Origin of the sequence: Streptomyces seoulensis (assembly GCF_004328625.1) — a bacterium.
GTDB classification, from domain to species: Bacteria; Actinomycetota; Actinomycetes; order Streptomycetales; family Streptomycetaceae; genus Streptomyces; species Streptomyces seoulensis.
The window spans coordinates 5,701,543-5,719,630 of the sequence record NZ_CP032229.1 but is presented as its reverse complement, the minus strand read 5'-3'; the positions used below and the strand labels follow the sequence as shown (position 1 = coordinate 5,719,630).

22 protein-coding genes are annotated in these 18,088 nt (G+C 73.4%); 16 read left to right on the top strand and 6 right to left on the bottom strand.

The features are described from left to right. The first annotated feature begins 49 nt into the window (after nt 1-49). Nucleotides 50-382 carry an antibiotic biosynthesis monooxygenase family protein gene (locus D0Z67_RS26385; protein WP_031182157.1) on the top strand — a complete coding sequence of 111 codons (333 nt, stop codon included), beginning with the start codon at nt 50-52 and terminating at the stop codon, nt 380-382. 69 nt (nt 383-451) lie between these two features. Further along, nucleotides 452-778, top strand: coding sequence for a hypothetical protein (locus tag D0Z67_RS26380; RefSeq protein WP_031182156.1), 327 nt, complete (start codon nt 452-454; stop codon nt 776-778). On the opposite strand, the gene D0Z67_RS26375 is transcribed toward D0Z67_RS26380, so the two are convergent. Next, nucleotides 766-1,824: an enoyl-CoA hydratase/isomerase family protein gene (locus D0Z67_RS26375; RefSeq protein WP_031182155.1), complete on the bottom strand. Its 1,059-nt coding sequence runs from the start codon at nt 1,822-1,824 to the stop codon at nt 766-768. The genes D0Z67_RS26380 and D0Z67_RS26375 overlap by 13 nt on opposite strands. 182 nt (nt 1,825-2,006) lie before the next feature. On the opposite strand from D0Z67_RS26375, the gene D0Z67_RS26370 reads away from it, so the two are divergent. Both D0Z67_RS26370 and D0Z67_RS26365 read left to right on the top strand, forming a co-directional pair. Further along, nucleotides 2,007-2,354, top strand: coding sequence for a tetratricopeptide repeat protein (locus D0Z67_RS26370; protein ID WP_031182154.1), 348 nt, complete (start codon nt 2,007-2,009; stop codon nt 2,352-2,354). A 95-nt stretch (nt 2,355-2,449) separates the two neighbouring features. After that, complete coding sequence (locus tag D0Z67_RS26365) at nt 2,450-3,094, top strand: peptide deformylase (RefSeq protein ID WP_031182153.1); 645 nt, start codon at nt 2,450-2,452, stop codon at nt 3,092-3,094. 8 nt (nt 3,095-3,102) lie between these two features. Here the strand turns inward: D0Z67_RS26365 and D0Z67_RS26360 are convergent, their stop codons facing one another. Beyond that, on the bottom strand, nt 3,103-4,533 hold the full coding sequence (locus tag D0Z67_RS26360; RefSeq protein WP_031182152.1) for a dihydrolipoyl dehydrogenase family protein: 1,431 nt from the start codon (nt 4,531-4,533) through the stop codon (nt 3,103-3,105). Between the two features lie 192 nt (nt 4,534-4,725). Here D0Z67_RS26360 and trxA point away from each other — a divergent pair, with 192 nt between their 5' ends. Further along, a complete protein-coding gene (trxA, locus tag D0Z67_RS26355) occupies nt 4,726-5,121 on the top strand; it encodes a thioredoxin (RefSeq protein ID WP_031182151.1) in 396 nt (131 codons plus the stop codon). A gap of 2 nt (nt 5,122-5,123) precedes the next feature. On the opposite strand, the gene D0Z67_RS26350 is transcribed toward trxA, so the two are convergent. Further along, complete coding sequence (locus D0Z67_RS26350) at nt 5,124-6,122, bottom strand: LacI family DNA-binding transcriptional regulator (RefSeq protein ID WP_031182150.1); 999 nt, start codon at nt 6,120-6,122, stop codon at nt 5,124-5,126. A 148-nt stretch (nt 6,123-6,270) separates the two neighbouring features. Between D0Z67_RS26350 and D0Z67_RS26345 the strand changes: the two genes are divergently transcribed. Next, nucleotides 6,271-6,936 carry a TetR/AcrR family transcriptional regulator gene (locus D0Z67_RS26345; RefSeq protein ID WP_031182149.1) on the top strand — a complete coding sequence of 222 codons (666 nt, stop codon included), beginning with the start codon at nt 6,271-6,273 and terminating at the stop codon, nt 6,934-6,936. A 17-nt stretch (nt 6,937-6,953) separates the two neighbouring features. Continuing rightward, nucleotides 6,954-8,114: an FAD-dependent oxidoreductase gene (locus tag D0Z67_RS26340; RefSeq protein WP_031182148.1), complete on the top strand. Its 1,161-nt coding sequence runs from the start codon at nt 6,954-6,956 to the stop codon at nt 8,112-8,114. Here D0Z67_RS26340 and D0Z67_RS26335 read toward each other — a convergent pair. Beyond that, nucleotides 8,026-8,769 carry a TetR/AcrR family transcriptional regulator gene (locus D0Z67_RS26335; RefSeq protein ID WP_031182147.1) on the bottom strand — a complete coding sequence of 248 codons (744 nt, stop codon included), beginning with the start codon at nt 8,767-8,769 and terminating at the stop codon, nt 8,026-8,028. The two genes, D0Z67_RS26340 and D0Z67_RS26335, sit on opposite strands and share 89 nt — an antisense overlap. Before the next feature lie 102 nt (nt 8,770-8,871). Here D0Z67_RS26335 and D0Z67_RS26330 point away from each other — a divergent pair, with 102 nt between their 5' ends. Further along, on the top strand, nt 8,872-9,435 hold the full coding sequence (locus tag D0Z67_RS26330; protein WP_031182146.1) for an NAD(P)H-dependent oxidoreductase: 564 nt from the start codon (nt 8,872-8,874) through the stop codon (nt 9,433-9,435). Between the two features lie 63 nt (nt 9,436-9,498). Here D0Z67_RS26330 and D0Z67_RS26325 read toward each other — a convergent pair whose 3' ends face one another. Further along, nucleotides 9,499-10,467, bottom strand: coding sequence for an SDR family NAD(P)-dependent oxidoreductase (locus tag D0Z67_RS26325; protein WP_031182145.1), 969 nt, complete (start codon nt 10,465-10,467; stop codon nt 9,499-9,501). Between the two features lie 134 nt (nt 10,468-10,601). On the opposite strand from D0Z67_RS26325, the gene D0Z67_RS26320 reads away from it, so the two are divergent. The 7 genes from D0Z67_RS26320 to D0Z67_RS26290 all read left to right on the top strand — a co-directional run bounded on the left by D0Z67_RS26320 (nt 10,602) and on the right by D0Z67_RS26290 (nt 17,241). Next, the gene (locus tag D0Z67_RS26320; protein WP_051887842.1) at nt 10,602-11,624 is read left to right on the top strand and encodes an alpha/beta hydrolase; all 1,023 of its coding nucleotides are present in this window, start codon (nt 10,602-10,604) and stop codon (nt 11,622-11,624) included. A gap of 10 nt (nt 11,625-11,634) precedes the next feature. Next, nucleotides 11,635-12,081 (top strand): type II toxin-antitoxin system PemK/MazF family toxin, encoded by a 447-nt coding sequence (locus D0Z67_RS26315; protein ID WP_031182143.1) that lies wholly within the window; start codon nt 11,635-11,637, stop codon nt 12,079-12,081. 385 nt (nt 12,082-12,466) lie between these two features. Further along, complete coding sequence (gene egtA, locus D0Z67_RS26310; RefSeq protein ID WP_031182142.1) at nt 12,467-13,804, top strand: ergothioneine biosynthesis glutamate--cysteine ligase EgtA; 1,338 nt, start codon at nt 12,467-12,469, stop codon at nt 13,802-13,804. Further along, nucleotides 13,801-15,135: an ergothioneine biosynthesis protein EgtB gene (gene egtB / locus D0Z67_RS26305; protein ID WP_031182141.1), complete on the top strand. Its 1,335-nt coding sequence runs from the start codon at nt 13,801-13,803 to the stop codon at nt 15,133-15,135. Before egtA ends, egtB begins: the two co-directional genes overlap by 4 nt. Further along, nucleotides 15,135-15,914: an ergothioneine biosynthesis protein EgtC gene (gene egtC, locus D0Z67_RS26300; RefSeq protein WP_031182140.1), complete on the top strand. Its 780-nt coding sequence runs from the start codon at nt 15,135-15,137 to the stop codon at nt 15,912-15,914. The genes egtB and egtC overlap by 1 nt, the downstream gene beginning before the upstream one ends. After that, on the top strand, nt 15,911-16,870 hold the full coding sequence (gene egtD / locus D0Z67_RS26295) for an L-histidine N(alpha)-methyltransferase (protein WP_031182139.1): 960 nt from the start codon (nt 15,911-15,913) through the stop codon (nt 16,868-16,870). The genes egtC and egtD overlap by 4 nt, the downstream gene beginning before the upstream one ends. A 158-nt stretch (nt 16,871-17,028) precedes the next feature. Beyond that, a complete protein-coding gene (locus D0Z67_RS26290) occupies nt 17,029-17,241 on the top strand; it encodes a dodecin (protein ID WP_030817079.1) in 213 nt (70 codons plus the stop codon). 20 nt (nt 17,242-17,261) lie between these two features. Here the strand turns inward: D0Z67_RS26290 and D0Z67_RS26285 are convergent, their stop codons facing one another. Next, the gene (locus D0Z67_RS26285; RefSeq protein ID WP_031182138.1) at nt 17,262-17,753 is read right to left on the bottom strand and encodes a phosphatase domain-containing protein; all 492 of its coding nucleotides are present in this window, start codon (nt 17,751-17,753) and stop codon (nt 17,262-17,264) included. Between the two features lie 107 nt (nt 17,754-17,860). On the opposite strand from D0Z67_RS26285, the gene D0Z67_RS26280 reads away from it, so the two are divergent. Continuing rightward, nucleotides 17,861-18,055, top strand: coding sequence for an antitoxin (locus D0Z67_RS26280; RefSeq protein WP_031182137.1), 195 nt, complete (start codon nt 17,861-17,863; stop codon nt 18,053-18,055). The last annotated feature ends 33 nt before the right edge of the window (nt 18,056-18,088 follow it).

The window sequence follows — 18,088 nt, the reverse complement described above, 5'->3', positions numbered from 1 at the left end:
CGGTGGGCCGGGAGCGAGCCCGGCGTCCCGTGCCGGGGAGCCTTCCGGCATGACCCTCACCGCACACATCGACACCACGCGCCCGGTGGCCACGCTCATCAACGTGTTCACCGTCTCCCCGGACCGCCAGGTCGAGCTGGTCGACCTCCTCTCCCGCGCCACGGAGGAGACGATGAAGCACCGGCCCGGCTTCATCTGCGCCAACTTCCACGCCTCCCTGGACGGCGAGAGCGTCGTCAACTACGCCCAGTGGGAGACCGAGGAGCACTACCGCGCCATGCTGGCCGACCCCGAGGCCAGGGTCCACATGGACAAGGCAGCCACCATCGCCACCCACGTCCAGCCCCGCCTCTTCCGCGTGGAGTCGGTCCACGCCGGCTGACGGCCCCCAGCCTCAGGCTCTCCTCAAGTCCCTTGGCAGCACGGGCATATCAGCGCAAGGATCGACCCCATGACGGGACTCATCACGGGCCGGGCCTTCGTGTTGCCGCTCAAGGACTCGGACGCGATTCTGGCGGCGGTGCGCGCAGCGCTGGCGGACGCGCCGCCGGAGGAGCGGCCGGGGCTGGAGCGGGCTGTGGCGCTCGTGGAGTCCACCGCCGCCGCCTCCGAGGACGCGCTGTGCGCCCGCTGGGTCCGCGCCCGGCTGGCCGACGCCGGCTTCGCCGGTGACATCGCCTCGATGGCCGCCCTGCGGGCCTTGCGCAAGGCGGAGCCGGCCCTCGGTCTGCTGACGGCGGTGGAACTCCAGAAGAAGGCGGTGGCTCACCCGGAGTGAGGGGCGTCCCCCAGTCCGAGTTCCCGCTCGCCGAGCGGGGCGAAGAACCGCTCCACGTCGGTGACCTCCGCCAGGGTCGCGGGCGACCAGCGCGGCGAGCGGTCCTTGTCGATGATCTGGGCCCGGACGCCCTCCACCAGGTCGGGGTTGGTCAGAGCCGCGCAGGAGACGCGGTACTCCTGGTCGAGGACCTCCTCCAGCGTCCCGAGCCGGCGGGCGCGGCGGAGGGCGGCCAGGGTGATCTTCAGCGCGGTGGGTGACCGGGTCAGCAGGGTGTCGGCGGCCGCCTTCGCCTCGGGCGCGCCGTGCTCCCGCAGCCGGTCGATGATCTCCTCGACCGTGTCGGCGGTGTAGCAGGCGTCGATCCACTCCCGTGCGCTTGCCAGCTCGCCCTCCGGGGCCGGACGCCCGTGCCGGTCGAGCACCTCCGCCACCTCGCGGGCGTCGAGATCGGCCACGAGGTCGGGAAGCGCCTCGGACGGTACGTAGTGGTCGGCGAGCCCGCACAGCAGCGCGTCCCCCGCCCCGATCTGCGCGCCGGTGAGCGCGAGGTGGGTGCCCAGCTCGCCGGGGGCCCGGGACAGCAGGTAGGTGCCGCCCACGTCCGGGACGAAGCCGATACCGGTCTCGGGCATGGCGATCCGGGACCGCTCGGTGACGATCCGCACGCTGCCGTGCGCGGAGATGCCGACCCCGCCGCCCATCACGATGCCGTCCATCACGGCCACGTACGGCTTGGGACAGCGGGCGATCCGGGCGTTGAGCCGGTACTCGTCCCGCCAGAACTCCGCCGAAGCCCTGCCGTCGCCGTCGCGGGCGTCGTCGTGGACGGCGCGGATGTCGCCGCCCGCGCACAGACCCCGCGCGCCCGCCCCGGTGACGACCACCGTCTTCACGGTCGGGTCCCGCTCCCACTCGGTGAGCGCTCCGTCGATGAGCCCGACCATGACGTGGTTCAGCGCGTTGAGCGCCTCGGGGCGGTTGAGTGTGAGGTGAGCTGCCCGGCCGACGGTGTGCACCAGTACGGGAGCTGCGGCGCCGGTCATCCGATCGCCTCCAGCGGGCCGTGGGCCGCGATGACGCGCATGATCTCGTTCGTTCCTTCCGGGTCAGGTGGACAAGCGGGACACCGACGATATTGCCTCCGCGACGGCCTCCGGCGACACCCCCAGCTTTGGTGGAATATTCAACAACAGTGGGGCGCTGTACTCGCCGAAGGAGGTCTCAGGTGGACACCATGTACTACGACCACGGCACCGCCGCCGAGCGCTGGGAGCGGGCGGGGATGTTCTTCGACGCCAAGGAGTACACGAACGCGGCCCGTGTGCTCACCGGGCTGGTCGAGGAGGTTCCGGAGCAGACCGCGCCCCGGCTGCTGCTGGCCCGTGCCTACTACCACTCCGCCCAGCTGAACCGCGCCGAGGCGGAGCTGCGGATCATCGTGGAGCGGGACCCGGTGGAGCACTACGCCCGGCTGATGCTGGGCCGCACTCTGGAGCGCCAGTCCCGCCACGAGGAGGCCGCGCCGCATCTGCGGATCGCCGCCGCCCTCGCGGGTGACTTCCCGCAGGAGTGAGCCCCGGGGGCGCGTCGCGTGAACGGCCGGTTTCGCACCGGCCGTTGGTGCGGCGCGCCCCTCTTCTGTGCAGGCCGGCGTGGCATCCTGGCGCGATGACACCTGTCAGTGATCACGCTCCCCTGGCCGAGCGGGTGGCCGAACTCCTCGCGGCCGGCGGTCCGTTGCCCATCGTCGCGGCCGGGCACCCGGTACTGCGCCGCCCGGCCGAGCCGTACGACGGCCAGCTCGCCCCCGAACTGCTCACGCGCTTCGTGGCGGCCCTGCGCGACACCATGCACGCGGCCCCCGGTGTGGGGCTCGCCGCGCCGCAGGTCGGGGTGGGGCTGCGGATCGCCGTGATCGAGGACCCGGCACCGGTGCCGGAGGAGATCGCGGTGGTCCGGGGCCGGGTGCCCCAGCCCTTCCGGGTGCTGGTCAATCCGTCGTACGAGCCGGAGGGCGCCGAGCGCGCGTCGTTCTTCGAGGGCTGCCTGAGCGTGCCCGGCTGGCAGGCCGTGGTGACCCGGCCCGCGCGGGTCCGGCTGCGCGGGCAGGACGAGACGGGGCGCGAACTGGACGAGGTGGTCGCCGGATGGCCCGCCCGGATCGTGCAGCACGAGACGGACCATCTCAATGGCACCCTGTACCTCGACCGCGCCGAACTCCGCTCGCTGTCGACCAACGAGGCGGTGGCGGCCCGCTGGGCGCAGCCCGCACCGGAGGCCGCGGCCGAGGCACTGGGCTTCGAACTCCCCTGAGGCGAGCCTCAGTTGTCCCGGTAAGCCTCCAGCAGCCGCAGCCACACCTCGCTGAGCGTCGGGAACGGCGGCACCACGTGCCACAGCCGGTCCAGCGGCACCTGGCCGGCGACCGCGACGGTCGCCGACTGGACGAGTTCCTCGACGCCCGGCCCGACGAAGGTGACCCCGCGCAGGATCTCCTCGTCCAGGTCGACCACCATGCGGGCGCGCCCCTTGTAGCCGTCGCCGTACAGGCTCGCGCCCGCGACCGAGGCGAAGTCGACGTCGACCGCGCGGACCCGGTGTCCGGCCTGCTCGGCCTCCGCGAGGGAGAGCCCGACGGCGGCCACCTCGGGGTCGGTGAAGACGACCTGGGGCACGGCGTGGTGGTCGGCGGTGGCCACGTTGGCTCCCCAAGGCGCCTCGTCCAGCGGGGTGCCCGACGCGCGGGCCGCGATGACCGATCCGGCGATGCGGGCCTGGTACTTGCCCTGGTGGGTGAGGAGCGCCCGGTGGTTGACGTCGCCGACCCCGTAGAGCCAGTCGGTGCCGGGGACCAGGAGGGTGTCGTCCACTTCCAGCCAGGAGCCGGGTTCGAGGCCGACGGTGTCCAGGCCGATGTCGTCGGTCTGCGGGGCGCGGCCGGTGGCGAACAGGATCTCGTCGGCCTCGATGCGCTCGCCGTCGCCGGTGACGGCCACGACGGTGCCGTTCTCACGGGTGACGGACTCCACCGAGGTGCCGGTGCGCACGTCCACGCCCGCCTCGGCGAGCGCCTCGCCGACCAGTTCCCCGGCGAACGGTTCCATCCGGCTGAGCAGGCCCTTGCCCCGGACCAGCAACGTGACCCGCGAGCCGAGCGCCTGCCAGGCGGTGGCCATCTCGGCGGCGACGACACCGCCGCCGACCACGATCAGCCGCCCCGGCGCCGTCCGCGCGCTGGTCGCCTCCCGGCTGGTCCAGGGCCGTACGTCGTCGAGTCCGCGCAGGCCGGGGAGCTGGGCGCGGGTGCCGGTGGCGACGACGACCGCCTGCCGGGCGGTGAGCGTGGTGACCGTGCCGTCCTCTGCGGTCACCGTGACCGCGCGGGGTCCGGCGAGGCGGCCGTGGCCCCGGTACAGAGCGATCCCGGCGCCGTCCAGCCACTGGACCTGGCCGTCGTCCTTCCAGTGCGAGGCGAAGTCGTCGCGGCGCGCGAGCACCGCCCCGGCGTCGAGCGGGCCTTGGTTCGCGGGGGCGAGGCCGGGCAGGCGGCGGGCGTCGGCCTGGGCGATGACCGGCCTGAGCAGCGCCTTGCTGGGCATGCAGGCCCAGTACGAGCACTCGCCGCCCACCAGCTCGCTTTCCACGATGGCGGTGCTGAGCCCGGCCGCGTGGGCGCGGTCGGCGGCGTTCTCCCCCACGGGCCCGGCCCCGAGCACCACGACGTCGTACGCGATGGTTTCCGTTTCCGTCATGCGGCCAGTGTGGTGGGTGGGAGCCCTGGGGGCCACATGATCCGGGGCGCGGGAATGCCGAAAGGTTTCCTTGAAGGGAAGCTGTAGGGGACCGATGCAGGGTAGGCGGGGCACCACTGCCCGGAATAGGCACCCTGGCGGACATGTTTCCGCCGGTGGCACTACCTCCACACCAGGAAGAGGGATCACACCATGAGCGGCACCGTGGAGCTGACCAAGGAGAACTTCGACCAGACGGTGGCGGACAACGAGTTCGTCCTCATCGACTTCTGGGCCGACTGGTGCGGACCGTGCAAGCAGTTCGCGCCGGTGTACGAGAAGGCGGCCGAGGCGAACCCCGATCTGGTGTTCGCCAAGGTCGACACCGAGGCGCAGCCGGAACTGGCGCAGGCGTTCGGCATCCAGTCGATCCCCACGCTGATGATCGTCCGCGATCAGGTGGCGATCTTCGCGCAGCCGGGCGCGCTGCCCGAGCCCGCGCTCACAGACGTCATCGACCAGGCCCGCAAGCTGGACATGAACGAGGTCCGCAAGGACATCGCGGCCCAGGAGGGCAAGGGTCAGGGTCAGCAGCCCGGCGGCGAGTGAGACTAGCTCGACGCCCGGTGGACCAGCGTGGCGTCCAGCACGGTGCGGACCTCGGGTTCGGCGCCGGGGTGGCGTACGGCGTGGTCGACCAGTCCGGCGAGTTCGCGGCCGGAGGGCAGTTCCAGGCGGACGGTGCTGAGCCGGGGCCGTAGCAGGCGGCCGAGCATCAGGTCGTCCGCGCCGACGACCGCGATGTCCTCCGGCACGCGCAGTCCCGCGTCCTCCAGGGCGCGCATCAGGAGCATCGCGTACTCGTCGTTGTAGGCGAAGACGGCGTCGAGACCCAAGTCGGGCAGACGGGCGGCCAGTTCACTGGCCGCCCGTTCCGTGTACGCGAGCGGCAGCGCGGTCACCGTCGCGTCGGTGCCGGTGAGGGCGCGGCGGACGCCGGTGAGGCGGGGGCGGGAGAAGAACTCGAGGCCGGGTTCCTCGGGGAGGATCACGCCGATGCGGCGGCGCCCCCGGTCGTGGAGGTGGGCGGCGGCGCGGTGGCCGACGACGGTGTGGTCCATCAGCAGGGCGTGCGCGCCCTCGACGCGCGTGGGGCCGAGGGTCACCACGGCGCGGGCGCCGGCCCGTTTGAGCACCGCAACCCCGTGCGAGCCGAGTCCGGAGCCGGGGGCGAGGACGGCGACGGGGCGTAACTCGGCCCAGGCGCGGGCGGCTTCGTCGCCCTGGCCGACGGCGCCGTGCTGGACGACGGTGTAGTCGAGGCGGCCGAGGGCGGCCTGGAGCTCGCCGAGGAAGCGGTGGTAGAGGGGGCCCACCGGGACGGCCGGGGCGGGCATCAGGACCATCCGGCTGTGCCCGGCGCGGAGGGTGCGGGCAGCCGCGTGCGGCACGTACCCGAGTTCGCGGGCGGCGGCGTGGACCCGGCGGCGGGTGGGCTCGCTGATCCGTACGGCGTCGGTGTCGTTGAGGACGTAGGACACGGTCGCGCGCGAGACGCCCGCCAGGCGGGCCACGTCGGCACTCGTGGGCGTGTTCGGTATCTGCACCATGACAGGGCGCATCCTGGCAGAGGCGGCGGGGACGGCTTCGGGCGGGGCGAGGTCGTACAGGACTGGACGAAAGCGCGGCGCGACACCTAACGACGAACATGTTCGCCACGAACTTGTTCGGAGCGAACATGTTCGTTACTGTCGAGCCATGACACCACCTCCCCCCGGCTCCCGCAGGGAGCGCCCCGCCAAGCCCGCCCTCACCCGCGAGGGCATCGTGGCCGCCGCGCTGACCGTCCTGCGCGCCGAGGGGCTGCGCAAGGTGACGATGCGGCGGCTGGCGCAGGAACTCGACACCGGCCCCGCCTCCCTCTACGTCTACGTCCGCGACACCCACGAGCTGCACGCGGCCGTACTGGACGAACTGCTCGGCACCCTCCCGCCCGCCCCCGCCGGGGGCACCTGGCGCGAGCGCCTGGAGCAGGTGCTCACGTCGTGTACGGCGATGCTGCTGGACCACCCCGAGCTGGCGCGCTCCGCGCTGACCGCGCGGCCCAGCGGGCCGCACTACCTGAACCTGATCGAGACCCTCCTCGGGCTGCTCGCCGAGGGCGGCGTGCCGCGCGAGCGGGCGGCCTGGGGTGTCGACATGCTGCTCCAGCACGCCACCGCGACCGCCGCCGAGCACGCCGGTGAGGAACCGGCGGACGACTGGCGGAACCTGATCGGCACCCTGCGCACGGTGTCCGAGCGGACCCACCCGCACATCGCGGGCAGCGCCGACGTGCTGCTCTCGGGCACGCCCGAGAACCGGCTCTCGTGGGCCTTCCAGACCTTGATCAACGGCATCGAGCGGACCGCCGTACCCGAATGAGCCACCAGGAGACTGCCATGACCGGAACAACGACGCACCACCCGACAGCCGTGATCGGCGCCGGACTCGGCGGGCTCATGCTCGCGCGGGTGCTGCACAAGCACGGCGTCGAGGCGGCGGTGTTCGACCTCGATCCGTCGGCCGATGCGCGTACCCAGGGCGGGATGCTCGACATCCACGACGACACCGGGCAGGAGGCGCTGCGCGCGGCCGGGCTGCACGAGGCGTTCCTCGGGCGGGTCCACGTGGGCGGCCAGGCCACCCGGGTGCTGGACCGGCACGCCGAGGTGCACTGGTCGCAGGCGGACGACGGCACGGGCGGCCGCCCGGAGATCGACCGGGGTGAACTGCGCGCGCTGCTGCTGGAGTCACTGCCCGAGGGGCTCGTCCGCTGGGGTGCCAAGGTGACCGGCGCACGTGCGCTGGACGGCGGCCGGCACGAGGTGACGCTCGCCGACGGCACCGCCTTCACCACCGACCTGCTCATCGGCGCGGACGGCGCCTGGTCGCGGGTACGGCCCCTGCTGTCGGACGCGGTCCCCGCCTACACCGGCATGTCCTTCGTCGAGTCCGACCTCCACGCGGCCGACACCCGGCACCCGGCGAGCGCCGAAGTGGTCGGCGGCGGCATGCTGTTCGCGCTCGGCGCCGGGCGCGGCTTCCTCGCCCACCGGGAGCCGGACGGCAGCCTGCACGTGTACGCGGCGGTCGAGGCGCCGGAGGAGTGGCTGGACGGCATCGACTTCACCGACACCGAGGGGGCGGCGGACGCGGTCCTCAAGGAGTTCGACGGCTGGCACGAGGATCTGCGGGCCCTGGTCGCGGACACCGACGCCCCCCTGGTGCCGCGCCGTATCCACGCCCTCCCGGTCGGCCACCGCTGGCCGCGAACGCCGGGCGTCACACTCCTCGGGGACGCGGCCCACCTGATGTCCCCGTTCGCCGGCGAGGGCGCCAACCTGGCCCTGATCGACGGCGCCGACCTGGCCCGCGCCCTGCTCGCCCACCCCGGCGACACCGGGGCCGCGCTCACCGCCTACGAGGAGCGGATGTTCCCGCGCGCCGAGCACTCGGCCGCCGACTCCAGGCTCATGGGCGGGACGCTGTTCCAGCCCGACGCGCCGGAGCGGCTGGCGGCGATGTTCGGCGGGCATCAGCCGTGGGCCGGGCAGCAGTGATCCGGTCGGCCAGATCGCACCAGCCGGCCTCCACCCGCGCCATCGGCATGCCGAGCTGGCGGGTCAGATGGTGGATGAGGGCCGGGTCCAGGTAGGCCAGCAGGACCGGGGCGAGGAGTTCGCAGTCCTCGCCGGGCAGCAGCTGGCGCAGCAGGACCAGCAGATGGGCGCGCATGGCCTGGGTGGAGGGGTGCTGATGGCGCCGGGTGGGCTCGGGCAGCGCGGCCAGTTGCAGGTCGAGCTGGTCGGCGCAGAGGTGGAGCACGGCGACACCGAAGGCGTGCAGCCGTTCACGCGGGGGTGCGCCGGGGCCCAGCGGGGGCGGGCCGGCGAGGAAGTCGGCCTGGAGCCGGGCGGAGGAGTGGTCCAGCAGGGCGGTGAGCAGTCCGGTGCGGTCGCCGAAGCGCCGGAAGACGGTGCCCTTGCCGACCTGGGCCGCGGCGGCGACGGCCTCCATGGTCACCCCGGCCACTCCGTGCTCGGCGATCAGCCGGGTGGCGGCCTCCAGCAGGCGGGCGCGGTTGCGGGCGGCGTCTGCGCGCAGGCACGGGTCCTGGGGGCCGGTGCCGACCTCCAGCAGACGGGGTGTGTCGACGGGCTCCTGTGGCTGCGGGCAGGGCGGCAGGGCGCTGGACATGAAGACAGCGTAAAGCATGGGGAACAGAACTGGACCCCGGTCCGGTTATGGTGGTAGAAAATTAAACGGACCCCGGTCCGGATCGTTTCCAGCGTGTTTCACCACCCCTTGGAGTACCTCATGTCCGTTCGCATCCTCGCGCTCGTCGGCAGCCTCCGCGCCGGTTCGCACAACCGTCAGCTCGCCGAGGCGGCCGCCAAGCTCGCCCCCGAGGGCGCCGAGGTCGTGATCTACGAGGGTCTGGCCGACGTGCCGTTCTACAACGAGGACACCGACATCGAGGGCCAGGTCCCGGCCGCCGCCGCCGAGCTGCGTGCCGCCGCCCAGGCCGCCGACGCGTTCCTCGTGTTCTCCCCCGAGTACAACGGCACGATGCCGGCCGTGCTGAAGAACGCCATCGACTGGCTGTCCCGCCCGTACGGCGCCGGCGCCTTCGGCGGCAAGCCCGTCGCCGTCATCGGCACCGCCTTCGGCCAGTACGGCGGCGTGTGGGCGCAGGACGACACCCGCAAGGCCGTGGGCATCGCCGGCGGCAAGGTGATCGAGGACATCAAGCTCTCCATCCCCGGCTCCGTGACCCGCTTCGCCGAGACCCACCCGTCCGACGACGCCGAGGTCGCCGGCCAGCTCACCGAGGTCGTCACCCGCCTCCACGGCACCGTCGGCGACGTCGTCGCCGCCTGATCCGCCGCACGCGCCGAGGGCCGGAGTCCAGTGGACCCCGGCCCTCGGCGCGTGCGCGGGCGGCTACTTCGCGAACGCGTCCACACCCGTCAGCTCCGCCGACAGCGTCCACAGGCGGGCCGCCTGCTCCGGGTCGGTGGCCCAGTCCTTGACGCCGGCCCAGGTCCCGTCCTCGGGGGCGGGCTCGGCGACGTCGCAGTCCTCCAGGTAGAGCCCGCCCAGGCCGTCGAGCCGGGGCGAGGTCGCGGCCCAGACCTGGGTGGCGGCGCCCTGCTCCGGGGTCTTGAAGCCGGCGGGGTTCAGCGGGTTGCCCTGCTCGTCGATCCAGCCGCGCTCGACCATCTCCTCCTTGGGCAGGTGCCGCTGGAGCGGGGTCATGATGCCGCCGGGGTGCAGCGAGAAGGCCCGGACCCCGGAGTCCCGGCCCAGGGTGTCCAGCTGGAGGGCGAACAGGGCGTTGGCCGTCTTGGCCTGGCCGTACGCCTGCCACTTGTCGTAGCCCTCGGTCCACTGGACGTCGTCCCAGCGAACCGGCGAGAGGTGGTGGCCGCGCGAGGACACCGAGACGACGCGGGCGCCGTCACCGGAGGCGAGCGCCGGCCAGAGCCGGCCCGCCAGGGCGTAGTGGCCGAGGTGGTTGGTGGCGAACTGGGTCTCCCAGCCGGGCCCGACCCGCGTCTCCGGGCAGGCCATGATCCCGGCGTTGTCGATGAGGAAGTCGATGCTCCGGCCGGACGCCAGGAACCGCTCGGCGAAGGCGCGCACGCTGTCCAGGTCGCCGAGGTCGAGCTCGTCGACCTCCACGTTCTCGATCCCGGCCAGCGCCTCCCGGGCCGCGGCGGGGCGCCGGGCCGGGACGACGACGTGGGCGCCGGCCTTGGCCAGCGCACGGGTGGTCTCCAGGCCGAGCCCGGAGTAGCCGCCGGTGACGATCGCCAGCTTGCCGGTGAGGTCGATGCCCCGCAGGACGTCGTCGGCGGTGCTGTCCGCGCCGAAGCCCGAACCGATCTTGTGCTGTACAGGAGTGCTCATACCCGGAACGCTACGAATTGGAGTGCCCTCGAAGTCAAGCCGTGCACAAGGACGCGCCGGGAACCTGCGCCGGGGCGCCCGCGCACCGATCCTGAAGGGGTGAATCGTCCGCGAGCGAGGGAAGGCGCACGATCATGACCATGGACCCGCCGCCGTTCGACCCGGAACTCGCCGCCGCCCTGGAACCGTTCAAGGACACGATGGAGCCGGGTCTGACCCCGGACGGCATCAAGGCGGCGCGGGAGGAGTCGGCCATGGACGTGTTCGGCTCGCTGGACCTCACGCTGGACGGCGCCTTCGAGGTGGAGGACCGCGAGGTGCCGGGGCCGCCGGGCGCCCCGGACGTCTCCCTGTACCTCTGCCGCCCCGCCGGCACCGGGCCGGAAGCCCGGCTGCCGGTGATCTACTACGTGCACGGCGGCGGCATGATCCTCGGCACCAACCGCGCGGGCGTGGACGCGGCCCTCTCCCTCGCGCTGGACCTGGGCGGCGCGGTGGTCGTCTCCGTGGAGTACCGCCTCGCCCCCGAGCATCCGCATCCGGCGCCGGTGGAGGACGTCCACGCCGGGCTGCTGTGGACGGCGGAGCACGCGAAGGAGCTGGGCGGTGACCCGGAGCGGATCGTCCTCGCGGGCGCCAGCGCGGGCGGCGGCCTGGCGGCCGCCGTGGCCCTGATGCTGCGGGACCGCCAAGGGCCGCCCGTGCTTGGCCAGTTGCTCAGGTACCCGATGCTGGACGACCGCAACGACACCCCCGCCGCCCACCAGATGGCGGGCATCGGCGTCTGGGACCGCACCGCCAACGAGACCGGCTGGAACGCCCTGCTGGGCGAGCGCCGGGGCGGCCCGGACGTCTCCCCGTACGCCGCCCCCGCCCGCGCCACCGACCTCGCCGGACTGCCCCCGGCCTTCCTCGACGTGGGCTCGGCGGAGACGTTCCGCGACGAGGTGGTGGAGTACGCGTCCCGGATCTGGCGGAGCGGCGGGGTGGCCGAACTCCACGTCTGGCCGGGCGGGTTCCACGGTTTCGACGCCCTGGCGCCCCAGGCTGCCCTGTCGAGGGCGGCCCGTGCGGCCCAACTGGGCTGGCTGAAGCGGCTGCTCGGCGACCGAACCGAGCAAACCCCGGGGTCCGAGGGGCCGTTGTCCGGCCGTTAGGGTGCACGGCGTGAGCACGTACAGCGAAGAGAACGTCCCCGGCCGCTTCGGCCCCCACGCCACCACCGAGGCCGACCCGCGCGAGGTCGGCGCGGTGGCCACCGAGTACACGCCCGAGCGGGACGGCGACCCCGATCCGGGCGAGATCGTCTGGACCTGGGTGCCCTTCGAGGAGAACGACGGGCGGGGCAAGGACCGCCCGGTGCTGGTCGTCGCCCGGGAGGCCGCCGGCACCTTCCTCGCCGTCCAGCTGTCCAGCAAGGAGCACGACGGCGAGCGGGAGTGGGTGGCGATAGGCCAGGGCCCCTGGGACCGCACCGGCCGCGACTCCTGGGTGTCCGTGGAACGGGTGCTGCGGCTGCACGACGACGGCATGCGCCGGGAGGCGTGCGCGCTGGACCGGATGCGCTTCAACCTGGTCCGGCAGCGGCTCTACGAGCGCTACGGCTGGACCTGACCGCCGAGCGGGCACCGCGGACGAAGGCCCGCCCCGAGCCGGGGCGGGCCTTCCGCGCGCCCATGGCGGACTCACCCGGTCGGAGCAGCTCCGCCCGCACCGCCCCCGTACCTCCTGAGCTGCCCGAACCGCCGCCGCCCGGCGCTCTCCCCGCCGTGCCCCCACGCGCCGCCGGGGTCATGCTGGTGGGGTGCCGCGAAGGCGCCCGGAACCGGTCACCCGGTACGGGAGGAAACGCGCGAGGAGACGGAGATGAACGATCCCGGACGTCCCATCGGGCGCTCTTGTGCGATTCGGTGCGAGGGTCTTGGGTGGAATGCGTCTCTGCCCGGCACACCCCCGGCCGGGCTCCGTCGGCACGCTGGAATCCCAGGAGAAACCCGACATGTCTGACGCATCGAGTGGTGACTGTACGGAGCACCACTGCACCAAGCACGACTGCACCCGGCACCGCGCTGCGGTCACCGAGGCGGAAGTGGACGCCCTGGTCCGGGGCATCTGCTTCAAGACCGGCCCGCCCCGCACGCTCGGGGTGGAGGTGGAGTGGCTGGTCCGTGACCCCGAGCGCCCCTGGCTCCCCGTAACCCCCGAACGGCTCGAAGCGGCCCATGCGGCCGTGCGCACCGTCCCCCTGGACTCGCCGCTCACGGTCGAGCCCGGCGGTCAGCTGGAGCTCAGCTCGCTGCCCGCCTCTTCCTTGATGGAGTGCGTGAACTCCGTCTCCGCCGACCTGACCTCGGTCCGCAAGGTCCTCGCCGGGCACGGCCTGGCCCTCCTCGGTGTGGGCCACGATCCCTGGCAGGAGCCCCGCCGCTTCCTGCGCGAACCCCGCTACGACGCCATGGAGGCGTGCCTGGACCGCACCGGCCGGGCCGGCCGCCACATGATGTGCACCTCGGCCTCCGTGCAGGTCTGCGTGGACGCCGGGTACGAGGAGCCGGGCCCGCTGGGCTACGAACGGCGCTGGTGGCTGGCGCACCAGCTCGGCGCGGTCCTGGTGGCCGCGTTCGCCAACTCCCCGCTGACCTCGCGCCGGCCCACCGGCTGGCAGTCCACCCGCCAGCTGCACTGGATGGAGATCGGCCCCGGCCGGGCCGGGGCTCCCCCCACCGACGGCGAACCACGGGCCGACTGGGCCCGGCACGTGCTGGACTCCCCGGTGATGTGCGTCCGCCGCGACGAGGGTCCCTGGGACGTGCCGGAGGGGCTGACCTTCCGCGAGTGGACCCGGACAAGCGCCCCGCGCCCGCCGACCCGCGCGGATCTCGACTACCACCTGACCACGCTGTTCCCGCCGGTGCGCCCGCGCGGCCATCTGGAGCTGCGGATGATCGACGCGCAGCCCGGTGACGACGGCTGGATCGTGCCGCTCGCGGTGACGGCGGCCCTCTTCGACGACCCGGAGGCCACCGAGACCGCGCACCGGGCGGTGAAGCCGCTGACCGAGCGCGCGGTGGACCGGCCGGCCCCGCACAACCCGCTGTGGTCGGACGCCGCCCGGCTCGGCCTCGCCGACCCGGGGCTGCGGGAGGCCGCCACCGCCTGCTTCACGGCGGCGCTGGCGGCGCTGCCCCGGCTCGGTGCCACGCCCGAGGTGTCGGACGCGGTGGCGGGGTATCTGGACCGGTACGTCCTGCGGGGCCGCTGCCCGGCCGACGACCTGCTGGCCGGCGCCGGCGCCACGGACCCGACCCCCCACGCGAGGAAGGACATCCGCTCATGACCGCCCAGGAGAGCGGGACGACGGCGGCCGGCACCGAGACGCTGCGCGAGCGGCTGCTCGCCTCGCTGGTCACCGCCCGCGACCGCACCACCCTGCTGACCAGCTGCGTCGAGGACCCTGACCTCACCGCCCAGCACTCCCCGCTGATGTCGCCCCTGGTCTGGGATCTCGCGCACATCGGCAACCAGGAGGAGCTGTGGCTGCTGCGCAACGTCGGCGGCCGGGAGGCGATGCGGCCCGACATCGACGTGCTGTACGACGCCTTCGAGCACCCGCGCTCCGAACGCCCCTCGCTGCCGCTGCTCCCGCCCGAGGAGGCGCGGAAGTACGCGGCCGAGGTGCGCGGGCGGGCGCTGGACCTGCTGGAGGGCGCCGACTTCGAGGGCGGCAGCCGGCTCACCGAGGCGGGGTTCGCCTTCGGGATGATCGCCCAGCACGAACAGCAGCACGACGAGACGATGCTGATCACCCATCAGCTCCGCACCGGCCCGGCCGCGCTGACCGCGCCCGCGCACGACCCGGTGCCGCCCTACACCGGCCCGGCCGAAGTCCGGGTCCCCGGCGGCCCGTTCACCATGGGCACCTCCACCGAGCCCTGGGCGCTGGACAACGAACGCCCGGCGCACGTACGGGAGGTGGCGCCGTACTGGATCGACACGGTGCCGGTGACGAACGCGGCCTACCAGGCGTTCATCGCGGACGGCGGCTACGACACCGAGCGCTGGTGGACCCCGGAGGGCTGGGCGCACGTACGGCGCAACTCCCTGAAGGCGCCGCTGTACTGGCGCCGGGAGGGCCACCAGTGGCTGCGGCGCCGGTTCGGGGTCACCGAGGTGGTGCCGCCCGAGGAGCCGGTGCTGCACGTGTCCTGGTACGAGGCGGACGCGTACGCACGCTGGGCCGGGCGCAGGCTGCCCACCGAGGCGGAGTGGGAGAAGGCGGCCCGGCACGACCCGGCCACCGGCCGCTCCACCCGCTACCCGTGGGGCGACGCCGACCCGGGCCCGGAGCACGCCAACCTGGGCCAGCGGCACCTCTCCCCCGCCCCCGTCGGCAGCTACCCGGCCGGTGAATCACCGCTCGGGGTACGGCAGTTGATCGGGGACGTCTGGGAGTGGACGTCGAGCGACCTCGAACCGTATCCGGGGTTCGCCGCGTTCCCGTACCGGGAGTACTCGGAGGTGTTCTTCGGGCCGGACTACAAGATCATGCGTGGCGGTTCCTTCGCCGTGGACGCGGTGGCCTGCCGGGGCACGTTCCGCAACTGGGACTATCCGATACGGCGGCAGATCTTCGCCGGGTTCCGCACCGCCCGCTCGGAGTCCGACTGATGTGCCGCCACCTGGCCTACCTCGGCCCCGAGCAGCCGCTGAAGCACCTGCTGCTGGACCCGCCGCACAGCCTGTACCGGCAGTCCTGGGCGCCCCGGCACCAGCGCAACGGCACGGTGAACGCCGACGGGTTCGGGGTGGGGTGGTACGCGGACGGCGACCCGGTGCCGGCCCGCTACCGGCGCTCCGGGCCGATCTGGGCGGACCAGTCGCTGCTGGACCTGGCCCGTGTGGTCCGCTCGGGCGCGGTGCTGGCCGCCGTGCGCGACGCCACGCTGACCGGCGCGGACGCGGAGGCCGCGGCGGCGCCGTTCGCCTCGGGGCGCTGGCTGTTCAGCCACAACGGTGCGGTCGCCGGCTGGCCCGACGCGGCCGCGCCGCTGGTCTCCCTGCTGCCCCCGGTCGATGTGCTGTCGCTCCAGGCGCGCACCGACTCGGCGTTCGTCTGGGCGCTGGTCCTGCACCGGCTCAGGTCGGGCGAGGCTGCGGAGCACGCCCTCGCCGGAGCCGTACGCCAACTGGCCGAGGCCGCGCCCGCCTCCCGTCTCAACTTGCTGCTGACCGACGGCGACACCGTCACCGCGACCGCCTGGGGCGACAGCCTCTGGTACCGCGCGGAGCCGGGACACGCCGTGATCGTCGCCTCCGAGCCGTACGACGACGAACCGCTGTGGCGGGAGGTCCCCGACCGCACCGTGGTCACCGCGAGCCGTACCGAGGTACGGCTCGACCCCGTCGAGGACCTCGTGTCCGTGTCACCGAAGGAGCCCTGCACGTGAGCCTGCACGTGACCCGCACCCTCCCCGAGGACGCGACCGACGCCGCGCTGCGCGCCGACGTCCTCGACGGCCTCTCCACCGACCCCAAGACGCTGCCGCCCAAGTGGTTCTACGACGCGCGCGGCAGCGAGCTGTTCGAGCGGATCACGGAGCTGGACGAGTACTACCCGACCCGGGCCGAGCGGGAGATCCTCCAGAACCGTTCCGGCGAGATCGCGGCGGCCAGCGGCGCGCGCACCCTGATCGAGCTGGGGTCGGGCTCCTCCACCAAGACCCGCCTTCTCATCGACGCGCTGACCTCGCTGGAGGCGTACGTCCCGGTCGACGTCAGCGAGAGCGCGCTGGTGCAGGCGGGGCAGGCGCTCACCGGGGAGCGGCCCGGTCTCGCGGTGCACGCGCTGATCGCGGACTTCACCCAGCCGATGACGCTGCCCGAGACGCCCGGTCCCCGGCTGGTCGCCTTCCTCGGCGGCACGCTGGGCAACCTGCTGCCGGCCGAGCGGTCCGACTTCCTGGCCGGCGTGCGGGCCATGCTGGCGCCGGGCGACGGGCTGCTGCTCGGCACCGACCTGGTCAAGGACGAGGCGGTGCTGGTCCGGGCGTACGACGACGCGTCCGGGGTGACCGCCGCGTTCAACAAGAACGTGCTCAGCGTGGTCGACCGGGAGCTGGGCGCCGACTTCGACCCGGACGCCTTCGACCACGTGGCCCGCTGGGACCCCGAGCGGGAGTGGATCGAGATGCGGCTGCGCTCGCGTACCGCGCAGACGGTGAAGATCCCGGCGCTCGGCATGGTCGTGGATTTCGCGGCCGGTGAGGAGATGCGCACCGAGGTCTCGGCGAAGTTCCGCCGGGAGGGCGTCGCCGCCGAACTGGATAAGGCGGGGCTGGAGTTGACCCACTGGTGGACCGACTCCGAGGACCGGTTCGCGCTGTCGCTCAGCGTGGCGCGCTGACCGACGGCCGACCGGGGGCCGGCCACTCCCCGCCCGGCGGGCGACGTCTCGCGCGCCGGGCGGGGATGCGGCACGGTGGATTACGGCGCGACAAACCGGCTCGATCCGGGCAGCCGGGCGCCGTCATCCTGCCGTACCGCGAAGAGGAGCACCCGCCCATGTCGAACCACACCTACCGGGTCAGCGAGATCGTCGGCACCTCCAACGACGGTGTCGACCAGGCCATCCGCAACGCCATCGGCCGTGCCGACCAGACCCTGCGCAACCTGGACTGGTTCGAGGTCACCCAGGTGCGGGGGCAGATCGAGAACGGGCGGATCGAGAAGTACCAGGTGTGCCTGAAGGTGGGCTTCCGCCTGGAGGACGTCTGAGCCGTCTGAGCCGGCTCCCCTCAGGTCCGCCCCTCCTGCTCCTGGGCCTGCTCCAGCGCGGCCGAGGACTCGGCCCAGCGGGCCCGTACGACGGCGAATCCTGCCCGTTCGGCCGCGTCGCAGACCAGCTCGTCGTCGTCCACCACGACCAGCACCTCCCGCCGCCGGGCGAGCCCGCGCAGGATCTCCAGCTTGGTGGTGCGGGCCGGCCTGCGGTCCTGGCCCGGCCGCATGTGCAGCTCCCCGTCCGGGAGTTGGTGCAGGGCGAGCCAGTCCAGGGTGTCCCGGCGGCACCGCTCGGGGCGGCCGGTGAGGTACACGATGTCGCAGGTACGAGCGGCGGTACGGGCCATCGCCACGCCCTCGGCGAGCGGCGGGTCGAGGGGCGCGGCGGCGAAGAAGCCGTCCCAGTCGCGCGGGTGCCGCTTGAGGAAGTGCTGGCGGTGCGCGGTGTCCGCGAGGGTGTTGTCGAGGTCGAACACGGTCACCGGACGTTCGCTGCTGTGAGCCACAGACCCACTGTAGGGCGGCCGCGACGCCCGCCGGGCGCTCAAGATGCGAACCCGGGCAGGGACGGTGACCCTGGGAGGGGAAGCCTCAAGCGACCAGGAGGGCTGCCATGTCCTTTATGGACAAGATCAAGGGAATGCTCAAGGGTCACGAAGACATGACCGACAAGGGCATCGACAGGGGCGGCGACTACCTCGACCAGCGGACCGGCAACAAGCACCAGTCCCAGGTCGACACCGCTCAGGACAAGCTGAGGGACCAGTTCGGCTCCCAGCAGCACCGCGACAACCCGCCGCAGTCCTAGGACCCGCGGAACCCCACCACACCTGCGTCCGCG

What these genes read in the sequence shown, in the direction of transcription:
- D0Z67_RS26350 (WP_031182150.1), bottom strand. Translation starts at nt 6,122, where the DNA reads ATGGTGCAGATACCGAACACGCCCACGAGTGCCGACGTGGCCCGCCTG.
- D0Z67_RS26330 (WP_031182146.1), top strand. Translation starts at nt 8,872, where the DNA reads ATGTCCGTTCGCATCCTCGCGCTCGTCGGCAGCCTCCGCGCCGGTTCG.
- D0Z67_RS26360 (WP_031182152.1), bottom strand. Translation starts at nt 4,533, where the DNA reads ATGACGGAAACGGAAACCATCGCGTACGACGTCGTGGTGCTCGGGGCC.
- egtA (WP_031182142.1), top strand. Translation starts at nt 12,467, where the DNA reads ATGTCTGACGCATCGAGTGGTGACTGTACGGAGCACCACTGCACCAAG.
- D0Z67_RS26365 (WP_031182153.1), top strand. Translation starts at nt 2,450, where the DNA reads ATGACACCTGTCAGTGATCACGCTCCCCTGGCCGAGCGGGTGGCCGAA.
- egtB (WP_031182141.1), top strand. Translation starts at nt 13,801, where the DNA reads ATGACCGCCCAGGAGAGCGGGACGACGGCGGCCGGCACCGAGACGCTG.
- trxA (WP_031182151.1), top strand. Translation starts at nt 4,726, where the DNA reads ATGAGCGGCACCGTGGAGCTGACCAAGGAGAACTTCGACCAGACGGTG.
- D0Z67_RS26345 (WP_031182149.1), top strand. Translation starts at nt 6,271, where the DNA reads ATGACACCACCTCCCCCCGGCTCCCGCAGGGAGCGCCCCGCCAAGCCC.
- D0Z67_RS26380 (WP_031182156.1), top strand. Translation starts at nt 452, where the DNA reads ATGACGGGACTCATCACGGGCCGGGCCTTCGTGTTGCCGCTCAAGGAC.
- D0Z67_RS26335 (WP_031182147.1), bottom strand. Translation starts at nt 8,769, where the DNA reads ATGCTTTACGCTGTCTTCATGTCCAGCGCCCTGCCGCCCTGCCCGCAG.
- D0Z67_RS26375 (WP_031182155.1), bottom strand. Translation starts at nt 1,824, where the DNA reads ATGACCGGCGCCGCAGCTCCCGTACTGGTGCACACCGTCGGCCGGGCA.
- D0Z67_RS26385 (WP_031182157.1), top strand. Translation starts at nt 50, where the DNA reads ATGACCCTCACCGCACACATCGACACCACGCGCCCGGTGGCCACGCTC.
- D0Z67_RS26280 (WP_031182137.1), top strand. Translation starts at nt 17,861, where the DNA reads ATGTCCTTTATGGACAAGATCAAGGGAATGCTCAAGGGTCACGAAGAC.
- D0Z67_RS26320 (WP_051887842.1), top strand. Translation starts at nt 10,602, where the DNA reads ATGACCATGGACCCGCCGCCGTTCGACCCGGAACTCGCCGCCGCCCTG.
- D0Z67_RS26340 (WP_031182148.1), top strand. Translation starts at nt 6,954, where the DNA reads ATGACCGGAACAACGACGCACCACCCGACAGCCGTGATCGGCGCCGGA.
- egtC (WP_031182140.1), top strand. Translation starts at nt 15,135, where the DNA reads ATGTGCCGCCACCTGGCCTACCTCGGCCCCGAGCAGCCGCTGAAGCAC.
- D0Z67_RS26325 (WP_031182145.1), bottom strand. Translation starts at nt 10,467, where the DNA reads ATGAGCACTCCTGTACAGCACAAGATCGGTTCGGGCTTCGGCGCGGAC.
- D0Z67_RS26290 (WP_030817079.1), top strand. Translation starts at nt 17,029, where the DNA reads ATGTCGAACCACACCTACCGGGTCAGCGAGATCGTCGGCACCTCCAAC.